The 12,062-nt window shown below is 67.4% G+C and carries 10 protein-coding genes; 5 read left to right on the top strand and 5 right to left on the bottom strand.

Features of this window, described 5'->3' with window-relative positions; genetic code table 11:
• Positions 1-98 precede the first annotated feature (98 nt).
• Positions 99-1,688 (bottom strand): ABC transporter substrate-binding protein, encoded by a 1,590-nt coding sequence (locus tag ACFOD4_RS17095; protein ID WP_379598351.1) that lies wholly within the window; start codon positions 1,686-1,688, stop codon positions 99-101.
• Positions 1,685-2,902, bottom strand: coding sequence for an amidohydrolase (locus ACFOD4_RS17090; protein WP_379598349.1), 1,218 nt, complete (start codon positions 2,900-2,902; stop codon positions 1,685-1,687). Before ACFOD4_RS17090 ends, ACFOD4_RS17095 begins: the two co-directional genes overlap by 4 nt.
• A 132-nt stretch (positions 2,903-3,034) precedes the next feature.
• Between ACFOD4_RS17090 and ACFOD4_RS17085 the strand changes: the two genes are divergently transcribed.
• The 3 genes from ACFOD4_RS17085 to infC all read left to right on the top strand — a co-directional run bounded on the left by ACFOD4_RS17085 (position 3,035) and on the right by infC (position 6,410).
• Positions 3,035-3,571, top strand: coding sequence for a GNAT family N-acetyltransferase (locus ACFOD4_RS17085; protein ID WP_379598347.1), 537 nt, complete (start codon positions 3,035-3,037; stop codon positions 3,569-3,571).
• A 290-nt stretch (positions 3,572-3,861) separates the two neighbouring features.
• Positions 3,862-5,817 (top strand): threonine--tRNA ligase, encoded by a 1,956-nt coding sequence (gene thrS / locus ACFOD4_RS17080; protein ID WP_379598345.1) that lies wholly within the window; start codon positions 3,862-3,864, stop codon positions 5,815-5,817.
• 80 nt (positions 5,818-5,897) lie between these two features.
• Entirely contained in the window at positions 5,898-6,410 is a 513-nt protein-coding gene (infC, locus tag ACFOD4_RS17075; protein ID WP_379598891.1) for a translation initiation factor IF-3, read from the top strand.
• Between the two features lie 144 nt (positions 6,411-6,554).
• Here infC and ACFOD4_RS17070 read toward each other — a convergent pair whose 3' ends face one another.
• Positions 6,555-7,292 carry a DUF1028 domain-containing protein gene (locus tag ACFOD4_RS17070; protein WP_379598343.1) on the bottom strand — a complete coding sequence of 246 codons (738 nt, stop codon included), beginning with the start codon at positions 7,290-7,292 and terminating at the stop codon, positions 6,555-6,557.
• Between the two features lie 125 nt (positions 7,293-7,417).
• On the opposite strand from ACFOD4_RS17070, the gene guaA reads away from it, so the two are divergent.
• Positions 7,418-8,992 carry a glutamine-hydrolyzing GMP synthase gene (guaA, locus tag ACFOD4_RS17065; RefSeq protein ID WP_379598341.1) on the top strand — a complete coding sequence of 525 codons (1,575 nt, stop codon included), beginning with the start codon at positions 7,418-7,420 and terminating at the stop codon, positions 8,990-8,992.
• A gap of 10 nt (positions 8,993-9,002) precedes the next feature.
• On the opposite strand, the gene ACFOD4_RS17060 is transcribed toward guaA, so the two are convergent.
• Positions 9,003-9,812, bottom strand: coding sequence for an MBL fold metallo-hydrolase (locus ACFOD4_RS17060; protein WP_379598340.1), 810 nt, complete (start codon positions 9,810-9,812; stop codon positions 9,003-9,005).
• A gap of 118 nt (positions 9,813-9,930) precedes the next feature.
• On the opposite strand from ACFOD4_RS17060, the gene ACFOD4_RS17055 reads away from it, so the two are divergent.
• A complete protein-coding gene (locus tag ACFOD4_RS17055; protein ID WP_379598338.1) occupies positions 9,931-10,527 on the top strand; it encodes a DNA-3-methyladenine glycosylase I in 597 nt (198 codons plus the stop codon).
• A gap of 140 nt (positions 10,528-10,667) precedes the next feature.
• Here ACFOD4_RS17055 and ACFOD4_RS17050 read toward each other — a convergent pair whose 3' ends face one another.
• A complete protein-coding gene (locus ACFOD4_RS17050) occupies positions 10,668-11,834 on the bottom strand; it encodes a multidrug effflux MFS transporter (RefSeq protein ID WP_379598336.1) in 1,167 nt (388 codons plus the stop codon).
• Positions 11,835-12,062: the final 228 nt, after the last annotated feature.

Below are 12,062 nucleotides of genomic sequence, written 5' to 3'. Positions count from 1 at the left end.
GCCGGCGGCGCAAGACCGCAGCCTGGGCAGGGTTCCTGCTTGTGACCGGATGAGCCGGGGCCGCCTCGGCGACGCCCCGGCTTTGACCGGCGGCCGCCTCAGCCCGCCTTGCGCACCCCGGAGGCCAGGGTCAGCTCATCGGCCCGCGCCGTGTAGGTGAGGCCGCGCCGCGTGCCCCAGACGCTGGCCTGCGTGTGCAGCGGAATCACCGCCACATCCCGCATCGCTACCGCCATGGCCTGCCGCATCAGCGCTTCCCGCGCCGCATCGTCCAGGGTGGACAAGCCGCGTTCCGCCAGCGCGTCCATCTCGTCGCTGGTGTAGCGGCCATAATTGGTGACGCCCAGCCCCGGCTTCCCGCGCGATCCCAGCACGGCGCGAAGCGACGTGGAAGGCTCGCCCGTGCTGTTGCTCCAGCCCAGCAGGTAGGCAGAAACGTCGAAGCGGTTGAGCCGGCCGATCAGCGTCGCCAGTGGCTGCGCATCCACCTGCGTCCTGACGCCGATCCGGCTCCAGAGCTGCGCCACCACCTGGATGATCTGCGCGTCGTTGACGTAGCGGTCGTTGGGGCCGCGCAGAATGATGGAGAAGCCGTCCGGATAGCCCGCCTCGGCCAAAAGCGCCTTGGCGCGAGCGGGGTCGAAGGCCGGCACCTTGATGCCGGGATCATGGCCGAAGGTTCCCTCCGGCATGAACTGCCCCGCCGCCGCCGCCGCGCCCTCCATCACCCGCTTCACGATGGCATCGCGGTTGATGGCGATCGACAGAGCTTGCCGCACGCGCTGGTCGCGCAGCGGATTGCGGCCCAGCTTCTCGCCCTTGGGGCCGGTGATGTCAGGGCTATCTTCCTCCCGCCCGATGTCGAGGCCCAGGAAGATCAGCCGCAGGCTGTTGCCCTCGGTGATGGTGATGCGATTGTCCTGGCGCAGCTTGGCCAGATCGGCTGTCGGCACGTTGTCGATCATGCCGACATCACCCGAAAGCAGGGCTGCCACACGGGGTCCGGACTGGGTGACGATGCGGCAATCGACCCGGGCCCAATCCGGCTTCTCGCCCCAGTATGCCTCGTTACGTGCCAGCACCACCCGGTCGTTCGGGCTGTAGGACACCAGCCGGAAGGGTCCGGTGCCCACCGCCACCTCGGGGCTGTTGAAGGCGGCGGATGCGACGTTCTCGCCCAGGCTTCGCGGCAGGATGAAGATCTGCGACAGGTCGTTCGGCAGCAGCGGGTAAGGGCTGTTGGTCTTCAACCGCACGGTGCGGGCATCCACCACCTCCACACCCGTGATCTGCCGGGTGTAGACGGCGAAGCTGGAAGGACTCTGCACTGTCGGCACACGCTTCAACGTGTAGGCCACGTCCTCGGCATGCAGCGCGTCCCCGTTGTGGAACTTCACGCCCGTGCGGAGGGTGAACTCCCAGGTAGTGTCGTCCGCCAGCCGCCAGCTCTCGGCGAGGCCGGGCCCGAAGCGGGAGTTTTCGTCGCGCCGTACGAGCGGATCGAAGATCTGCGCCGAAATCTGGATGCTCGGCGTCAACGTGTAATAATGCGGGTCGATGCTGGCGGGCGGCGCACTGACGGCGAGGGACAGGTGGTCCGCAGCCTGCCCGGCGGCACGCCGTGGCAGCCAGGGAAGAGCCGCCGCGCCCAGCAGGCCGGCGGCGAATTCACGGCGGCCGGGCATCATGCGCTCTCCGCCTCCTCGCCGAGTTCCCGCCGCACCAGCTCCACCCAGTAGGCCGAGCCGTGCAGCAGTGCGGCGTCGTTGAAGTCGTATTTCGGCGTATGGACGTTGTGGAAGGATCCGTCGGCCTCCACCCCGTTGCCGATGCGCATGAACACGCCGGGCTTTTCCCGCAGCATGAAGGCGAAATCCTCGCCACCCGTGCTCATCGGGAACTCGCCGACCTGTGCCTCGCCCACCACGGCCGCGGCTGCGGCCAGGGCCGAGGCAACCTTTTCCGGCGCGTTCACCGTGGGCGGGCACAGCGCGTCATACTGGAATTCGGCGGTGCAGCCCGAGGCGGCCGCCAGGGTTTCCGCCAGCTCCTGCAAGCGCCGGCGGATGATCGCCTGCGCCTCGGGGCGGAAGTATCGCGCCGTGCCGCGCACGCCGATCTTGGCCGGCATGACGTTGGGCGAGTTGTAGGCGCCGCCGCCAACATAGCCGACGGACAGCGCCGCGCTCTCGGTCGGCTTCAGGTTGCGCGGGATGATGGTCTGCACCGCCAGCAGGAACTGGCCCAGCGCCACGGTGGCGTCGGTGGCCAGGTGCGGCGCGGCCCCGCCATGCCCGCCTGTGCCGTGAAACGTCACGCCCCAGAAGTCGGCGCCTGCCAGGATCGGTCCTGGGCGCGTCGCGAACGCGCCCACTGCCATGCCCGGGGTGTTGTGCATGCCCCAGACGCTGTCCACCGGAAAACGGTCGAACAGGCCGTCGGCGATCATGGCGGGAGCGCCGGTGCCAGCCTCTTCGGCGGGCTGAAATATGAAGTGCACGGCTCCGGCGAAATCCGGGTTGCGCGCCAGGTGCTTGGCCGCGCCGAGCAGCATGGCCGTGTGGCCGTCATGGCCACAGGCATGCATCTTGCCGGGCACTGCAGAGGCGTAGGGCAGGCCGGTTTCCTCCTGGATGAACAGCGCATCCATGTCGGCCCGCAGCCCGATGGCGCGCTGCGCCTGGTTGTGCCCCAGGGGGCGCTTTCCCTTCAACGTGCCCACGACGCCGGTCTTGCCGATGCCGGTTTCCACCGCGAGACCCCATTCGCGCAGCTTCTCCGCCACCAGGGCCGCGGTGCGGACTTCCTCGAAGCGGGTTTCGGGGTGACGGTGGATGTCGCGCCGGATGGCGATCAGTTCGGCCTCGTCGGCCTTCAACTCGTCCAGAATGTCCTGCCGCACGCGGAAATGCCCTTTATCGCTGCCGTGTCGCGGGAAACTGGGCCGGTCAGGGGGCGCGGGTCAACCTTCGCGGGAAGCATTGGAGGGGCGCAAGGGCGGCAGTAGAATGGCTGCGCCAAGCCGGAGAGCCGAATGCCGCCCCTGATTCGCGACGCCACCGAGGCCGATCTGCCGCAGATGCTGCCAATCCTGAACCAGGCCATCCGCGAAACCACCGCGATCTGGCATCTGGAGGAGGCGACGCTGGAGGCGCGGCTGGCCTGGCTGCGGGAGCGACAAGGGCGTGGCCTGCCGGTGCTGGTGGCGGAGCACGAGGGGGCGGTGCTGGGCTTTGCCTCCTTCGGCGATTTCCGTCCTTTCGCGGGCTACTCGCAGACGGTGGAACACTCTGTCTACGTGGATCCGGCCGCACAGGGGCGCGGAGTGGGACGCGCCTTGATGGCGACCCTGATCGAACGCGCGGAAGCCGCAGGGATGCACGCCATGGTCGGCGGCATTGAGGCCGGCAACGCCGCTTCCGTGGCACTGCACAGGGCCATGGGATTCCGCGACGCCGGCTTGCTGCCAGAGGTCGGCCGCAAATTCGGCCGCTGGCTCGATCTGCTGTTCATGGTGCGGTTGCTGCCGGCGGAGCCTGCCCCGGAGCGGAGCGCGGCCGCGCCCGGATGAGAGCGCGCGCGGCCGCCGGCCTTTCACGGGCCTGTGCCTCCAGGCACCCTGCCGGCATGGCCCAGGCGCCTGGAAGCCCGCGCACGGCGGCCTGCCACAGCACCGTCCCGGTGGTGGCAGCATGTCGCCGTGCCTCGGCCCCATCCTTGATGCGGATCAACTTCGCGGTTTTTTCGTTCCGGCCGGGCATCCCAGCCTTCAGCTTTCGTCGAGGCTTTAGCCGTTGACGGGAGGGAGGCCAGGGCCGCATGGTCCGCCGCCCGAAATTCAACCTGGAAAATACCCTTCCGATGCCTGCGATCACGCTGCCTGACCAGTCCGTCCGCCAATTCGACGGGCCTGTGACCGGCACGACCGTGGCCGCCGCCATTGGCCCCGGCCTCGCCAAGGCGGCGCTGGCCATGCAGGTGGATGGCGTGCTGCGCGACCTCAGCCACGAGATCGCGGCCGATGCCTCGCTCCGCTTCATCACCCGCCGCGATCCCGAGGCGCTGGAGATGATCCGGCACGACGCCGCGCACGTCCTGGCCGAGGCGGTGCAGGAGTTGTTCCCCGGCACCCAGGTCACCATCGGCCCCGCCATCGAGAACGGCTTCTACTACGACTTCGCGCGCAACGAGCCCTTCACGCCCGAGGATTTCCCCGCGATCGAGGCCAAGATGCGGGAGATCATCGCGCGCAACGCCGCCTTTGTGCGCGAGGAATGGCCGCGTGCCGAGGCTATCGACTTCTTCGAGAAGCGGGGCGAGCGCTACAAGGCCGAGCTGATCCGGGACCTTCCGGAAAGCGAGGCGATCTCGATCTACCGCCAGGGCGAGTGGCTCGACCTGTGCCGCGGCCCGCATATGCGTTCCACCGGCGATATCGGCTCCGCCTTCAAGCTGATGAAGGTGGCCGGCGCCTATTGGCGCGGCGACCATCGCAACGCCATGCTCAGCCGCATCTACGCCACCGCTTGGCGCGACGGCAAGGAGCTTGATGCCCACCTTCACATGCTGGAGGAGGCCGAGAAGCGGGACCACCGCAAGATCGGCAAGGAAATGGAACTGTTCCATCTCCAGGAAGAGGCGGCGGGCTCGATCTTCTGGCACCCCAAGGGGTGGCGCCTCTACACCACCGTGCAGGACTATATGCGCCGCCGGCTGGACGCGACCGGCTACCAGGAGGTGAAGACCCCGCAGCTGCTGGACCGCAAGCTGTGGGAAGCCTCCGGCCACTGGGACAAGTACCGGGAGAACATGTTCCTGGCGAATGTGGACGACGAGTCCGAGAAGGACCGCGTGCTGGCGCTGAAGCCGATGAACTGCCCGTGCCATGTGCTGATCTTCAACCACGGGTTGCGCTCCTACCGCGAGCTGCCAATGCGCATGGCCGAGTTCGGCTCCTGCCACCGCTATGAGCCATCCGGCGCGCTGCACGGCATCATGCGGGTGCGGGCCTTCACCCAGGACGATGCCCACATCTTCTGCACCGAGGCGCAGATCGCGCAGGAAACGGTGGAGTTCGTGGCGCTGCTGTCCCGTATCTACAAGGATTTCGGCTTCGAGAGCTTCCGCGTGAAGTTCTCCGACCGGCCGGAGAAGCGCGCGGGTGACGACGCCACCTGGGACCGGTCCGAGGGTGCGCTCAAGGAAGCCTGCCGCATTGCCGGCGTGGAATACGAGCTGAACCCGGGGGAGGGCGCCTTCTACGGGCCGAAGCTGGAATTCGTGCTGCGCGATGCCATCGGCCGGGACTGGCAGTGCGGCACGCTGCAAGTCGACTTCGTGCTGCCCGAGCGGCTGGATGCGCAGTATGTGGGCGAAGACGGCAATCGCCATCGCCCTGTCATGCTGCATCGCGCCATTCTGGGTTCCTTTGAACGGTTCCTGGGCATCCTGATCGAGGAGCACGCAGGACGCTTCCCGCTTTGGCTGGCGCCGGTCCAGGTGGTGGTGGCCACCATCGTCGACGACGCGGTGCCCTTTGCGCGCGAGGTGACCGACGCCTTTCGCAAGGCCGGGCTTTCGGTGGAACTTGACCTGCGCAATGAAAAGATCAACCGAAAGGTCGTCGATCATATTGAGGCGCGGGTGCCGGTGCTGGCGGTGATCGGCCGGCGCGAAGCGGAGGAGGGCAAGGTCGTCCTCCGTCGCCTGCCGGGACGGGAACAGGTGGCGATGAGCCTCGCCGAAGCTGTGCAGGCCCTTGCAGCCGAGGCCGCGGCACCCGATCTGAGGCCCGCAATGGAGGTTGCAGCGGCGTGACCGCTGGATCATAAGACACTTCGATTTCGTTCCAACAGCAACAGGAGCCGACTCTGGCCCGAGGCCCCGTACCGAACCAGCTGCCGCCCCGCGAAGGACCGCGGGTCAATGAGGATATCCGCGTTCCGCAGGTTCGCCTGATCGACCAGGATGGTGAAATGATCGGCGTCATGTCGGCGCGCGAAGCCCTGCTTCGTGCCTATGACGTCGGCATGGACCTGCTGGAGATCAGTCCGAATGCCGTGCCTCCGGTGTGCAAGATCACCGACTACGGCAAGTACAAGTATGAGCAGCAGAAGAAGGCCAACGAGGCCCGCAAGAAGCAGAAGATCGTCGAGATCAAGGAAATCAAGGTTCGCCCGAACATTGATGACCACGATTACGACGTGAAGATGCGTGCAGCCAAGGGCTTCCTGGAAGAGGGCGACAAGGTCAAGGTGACGCTTCGCTTCCGCGGCCGCGAGATGGCGCACCAGGATCTGGGTGCCCGCGTGCTCGAGCGTGTGCGTACCGAGCTGGCGGAGATGGCCAAGGTCGAGCAGATGCCTCGTCTTGAAAACCGTCAGATGATCATGGTGCTGGCACCGAAGTAACGCTTGCTTTGTTCGGCGGTGTGGCGACTGGGGGCCTGAGGCCCCTTTTCGCGTTGTGACTGCCCCTGACGTGCGGCGCTTCCTTTTGTCGCACGATGACCGGCGGGCCCATCGTTTTCCTTTCCGACAAAGAACGTCTGGTCCTCAACCTTGTGGCGCCGGCCGTTGCGGAAAGCGCAGATCCAGCCCTCGTGCGCGCCACCCTGCCTCGATGATCGCCTTGTCGATGATGCCGGCCGGGTCAGCCTTGCGAGGTGCGAAGGGGAGCGCGGGCGCCCGTGTCTGTCGCCAGATGTCCAGCAGCCGGCGCAACTCCATGAGAGGCTGGGGATGGTCGTCCACCCGCAGGTCCAGATCGGGGAAATCCTCCGTTGTCGCCAGCTTCATGGCTGCCGATTGCCGGCCACGCCGGTCGCCACCGGCCGCTTCCCCTGCATCGAGGGCCAGCATCAGCCGCTCCGGTAGCGTGAGGGCCGAACCCGAAGCATAGGTCGCGGCTGTTTCACCCACCACGGCTGGTCCGGCAAGCATGTTGCCGGCGACGCTGAAGCCCGGGCCCGATCGGCTGCCGGCCCATTCCACGCAATCCTGCCCCGTCCAGACGGCGCTACGTCCCAGCCGGTCCACCGCGTGGATCTGCCGCAGCGCCTTGCCGTCGTCGCCCGCCAGCGCGCCCTCGATGGCCGCCGCCGGGGTCAGTCCCCGTGCCAGCGCGTCCAGCACGGCCGGCGCCAGGTAGCGGTTGGTGAAGGATTGGGTGGAAACCGCTCCCACCCCGGCGCGAACATGCGGGCAGGACGCGCCAACGGCAAAGGCGCAGGTGGTGACGGCGACCGCGAAGGCCTGTGTATCCGGGTCATGCGCCACAATCGACCAGGTCATCGGGGGTTCCTCTCCTTCAACGTGCGGTACAGAAGTGGGGGGCATGCCGTACGGTCAAGGGGCGCATGGCACGCCCCTGTGCGAAACGCTTGCCTTGGGGGAACGAACGTGGTGCAAGCTCGCCCATGGCCGACCTGTCCTCCCAAGCCCTCCACCAGGACCGCATCCTCATCCTCGATTTCGGCAGCCAGGTGACGCAGCTCATTGCGCGCCGGGTCCGGGAATCGGGCGTCTATTGCGAGGTGTGGCCCTTTACCGCCACCGATGATCGCATCCGGGGCTTCGCGCCCAAGGGGATCATCCTGTCCGGCGGGCCGGCCAGCACGGTCGATGAAGGCAGCCCCCGCGCGGTGGAGGCGGTGTTCTCCATGGGCGTGCCGTTGCTCGGCATCTGCTACGGCCAGCAGACCATGTGCATGCAGCTTGGCGGGCTGGTGGAGAAGAGCGACCATCAGGAATACGGCCGCGCCTATGTCGAGGTGCGCGAGGATTGCGCATTGACCCGCGATGTATGGTCCTCCGGCGCGCGCGAGCAGGTCTGGATGAGCCATGGCGACCGCGTGGCAAAGCTCCCCGAGGGCTTTCGCATCGTCGCCGTTTCCGAAGGGGCGCCGAACGCCATGATCGCCGACGATGCCCGGCACTTCTACGGCATCCAGTTCCACCCTGAGGTGGTGCACACACCGCATGGCGCGCAGCTGCTGCGCAATTTCACCCATGGCGTCTGTGGCTGCACCGGCGACTGGACCATGGCCGCCTTCCGTGCCGAGGCCATCCAGCGCATCCGCGCCCAGGTTGGCGACGGCAAGGTGATCTGCGGCCTCTCCGGGGGCGTCGATTCCTCGGTTGCCGCCGTGCTGATCCACGAGGCGATCGGCGACCAGCTCACCTGCATTTATGTGGATCACGGCGTGATGCGCGGCGGCGAAACGGAGCAGGTGGTCCGCACCTTCCGCGACCGCTTCAACATCACGCTGGTGCACCGCGACGCTTCCGACCTGTTTCTCGGCCAGCTGGAAGGCGTCACGGACCCGGAAAGGAAGCGCAAGACCATCGGCCGCCTGTTCATCGAGGTGTTCGAGGAGGAGCAGGCCAAGCTTGGCGGCGCCGACTTCCTGGCCCAGGGAACGCTCTACCCGGACGTGATCGAGAGCGTTTCAGCCACGGGCGGGCCCTCGGTCACCATCAAGTCGCACCACAATGTCGGCGGCCTGCCCGAGAACATGCGCATGAAGCTGGTCGAGCCGCTGCGTGACCTGTTCAAGGACGAAGTGCGTGAGCTGGGCCGCGAGCTGGGCATGCCGGAGGAGATCGTCGGCCGCCATCCTTTCCCCGGGCCGGGCCTGGCCATCCGCATTCCTGGCGAAGTGACCCGGGAGCGGGTGCAGATCCTGCAGAAGGCGGATGCCATCTACCTGGAGGAGATCCGCGCGGCGGGTCTCTACGACGCCATCTGGCAGGCCTTTGCCGTGCTGCTGCCGGTTCGCAGTGTCGGCGTGATGGGTGATGGCCGCACCTATGAGAGCGTCTGTGCCCTGCGCGCCGTGACCTCGACCGACGGCATGACGGCCGATGTGTATCCCTTCACCATGGAGTTCCTGACGCGGGTCTCGGCCCGCATCGTGAACGAGGTGCGGGGCATCAACCGCGTGACCTACGACATCACCTCGAAGCCGCCCGGCACCATCGAGTGGGAGTGAGGCCGCCGCGTCAGGGCTGATCCTGGCGCAGCAACTCCCCATACCGGGCGGCGGAACGCAACACCGCCGCCCTGCCATCTTCCAGGATGTTGTGGCCAAAGGCGCCGTAAACCCGCCCGAACTCCCAGCGCTCCAGTCGCGCCGCGATGCGCGTCACGGAGGCGCCGGCGAGCGGCATCCAGTTCGGGTAGCTCCACTGGAAGGACACGCTTTTCCGCCCGGGCGCAACCTGCAGGATGTCGCCCGCCATGACTGCTCCGCCGCCGGCACCATCCCGCCAGTGCAGCACCGTGCCGCCGGGAAAGTGCCCGCCGAGCCGCAGCAGCGTCAGCCCTTCGCCGATGCCGTGCTCCTCCTCATGCCAGAAGCGCAGCCTGGTATCCGGACGCATCACCCATTCGCGATCACGCGCATGGAGGTAAACCGGCGCGTCGAAGGCCGCCGCCCAGTCCTGCATGGTGGTGTAGTAATGCGGGTGAGAGATGGCGATGGCCGCGAGTCCGCCCAGCGTGCCGACCAGCGCGCGCGTTGCATCGTCCAGCAATGCGATGCAGTCCCATAGCACGTTGCCGCGCGTCGTGCGGATCAGAAAGGCACGCTGGCCGATGGCGAAGGCCGGATGGGTGCGCAGCTCGAACAGGTTCGGCTCCAGCTGCCGCCAGCCATTGCTGTGCCCGCGGGCAAGATCGCCGGGCGTGGTCCAGCGCTGCCCACCTTCCGGCACGTATTGCCGTTCATCCTCGCAGATGGGGCAGCGGGCTGGCGGGATACTGGCCTCGGGGAAGCTGGTTCCGCAGGTAGCGCAGATGAAGTTCGGCATGGCCATGATCCTCCGCACGACGAAGCATACAGGCCTGCGCCGGCCTGTGTGAGACATTGGCTGTGAGACATTGGCGCGGGCCGGGGTCGCTGCCATGCTCCCGGCCGGAGACCACAGCATGACCGAACTGTGCCGCTGCGCCTGGGCCGAAGGTGACCCGCTGCAACAACGCTACCATGACGAGGAATGGGGCGTGCCGCAGCGCGACCCCCGCATGTTGTGGGAGATGCTGATGCTGGAGGGTTTCCAGGCCGGCCTCGCCTGGATCACCGTGCTGCGCAAGCGCGATGCCTTCCGCCACGCCTTTGGGGGCTTCGAGCCGGCGGTGGTGGCGCAGTTCGGGGAGGCGGACATCCAGCGGTTGCTGGCCGATCCCGGCATCATCCGCTCCCGCGCCAAGATCGAGGCCACCATCCAGGGGGCGCGGATCTACGAGGCGATGCGGGAGCAGGGAGAGGACTTCAGCAGTTTTTGCTGGTCGTTCACCGGGGACCAGACCATCCGGCATGATGGCCCAGAGCGGTTGGTATCGTCGCCTCTCTCGGAAACGATCTCCAAGGCCCTGAGGAAGCGTGGTTTCAAATTCGTTGGCCCGGTCATCATTTATGCCTGGATGCAGGCGGTAGGCATCGTGGACGACCATGATGCCCGCTGCTTCCGCCGCACTTCTGCAAGGCGCGCCGTCCTTCCTGGCCCCACCCCGCCAGAGGCATGAGGTCCGCCGGAGACTCACCTGCTGGCTTGCACAGGGCAGCGCCAACGGGTCGCAGGTAGAGGCGAGCCGTGTCCGTGGACAGGGGAGCTTGAAGGGCAGGGCCCCCCTTGATCCTGCTTCGTCGTACGGCCCGGCCTTCCTCAGGCGCCAGGCCGACGCCGCTCCGCCACCACGGTGCCGATCGCGCCCAGCAGCATCAGCGCCGCCATCGGCCGTGCCGTGCCATCGGCGAAATGGCTGAGCAGGAAACCACTGGTACCCGCTACACCGAATTGCAGCGTGCCCATCAACGCCGAGGCCGAGCCGGCTTGCATGGCATGGCGGCTGAGTGCGCCCACCGCCGCGTTCGGCATGACGAAGGCGGCAAAGGACATGGCGACGGCGATGCAGGGTACCAGCATCCACCACGGCGCCAAGCCGGACCAGGCCAGCAGTGCCAGCAACAGCGTGGCCGCAAGCAGCGCCAGGGTGGCGATGCGCACCAGCCGCACCGGCCCAAGCCGCAGCAGCAGCGGCGGGTTGAACTGCGAGAACAGGATGAAGCCTGCCGCATTGACCCCGAACAGAATGGCGAAGGCCGAGGGGCTCAGTCCGTACAGGCCGACGAACACCCCGGCCGCGCCGCCCACATAGGCGAAGGTCAGGAACATGGCGGCACAGCCCATGGCGGTGTGCGCGAGGAAGCTGGGCTCGCGCAGGATCTGCAGGTAGCGCGCCAGCAACTGCGTCGGCCCGAGCTTCAGCCGGCGGGACGGCTCCAGCGTTTCCGGCAGCAGGCGCCAGACGAGCAGGGAGGAGATCACGGCATAGCCCGCGCCGAACCAGAAGATCGGCCGCCAGCCACCAAAGCCCAGCATCAGTCCGCCCAGGCTCGGCGCCAGGATCGGCGCCGCGCCCATCACCAGCATCAGCCGCGACATCAGCCGCGCCGCCTCGTGCCCGTCCGCCATGTCGCGCACCACGGCGCGCGGCAGCACCATGCTGGCCGAGCCACCGAAGGCGGCAATGCAGCGGCAGACGGCCAGCATCTCGATGGAGGTGGACATCGCGCAGCCCACGGAACCGAGCACATAGATCCACAAGCCCACCAGCAGCGGCCGGCGCCGCCCCAGCCGATCGCCCAAGGTGCCCTGAACGAGCTGTCCTGCTGAAAGGCCGACGAACCAGGTGGCCAGGGTCAGCTCCGCCGAGCCGGGCGGCACGCCGAAGCCCGCTTCAATGGCCGGAAAGGCCGGCAGGTACATGTCGGTGGAAAGCGGCCCGATGGCTGTCATGAAGCCGAGCAGGAGGGGAAGCCAGGCGGGCATGATGAAGATGATCCGAAGGAAAGAGGCGCTTGGCCTTGAGGAACCCCCAGGATGACGAGGCTCCTGCTGCCGCGCCAGGGCGCCCGATCATCCGCGTGGAAGCAATATCTTGTGCAGGCGGCGCTGCATCTGCCCACATGACGCGCAACCTTGCCGCCCAGGCCTCAGCCGCCGCTGATTCTCCACTTGCCGGAATGGCACCGCTTCACCAACACTGCGTCAGGCGCC

The organism is Teichococcus globiformis (assembly GCF_042646265.1).
Taxonomy (GTDB): Bacteria; Pseudomonadota; Alphaproteobacteria; order Acetobacterales; family Acetobacteraceae; genus Pseudoroseomonas; species Pseudoroseomonas globiformis.
This window is presented reverse-complemented; position numbering and strand designations above follow the sequence as displayed.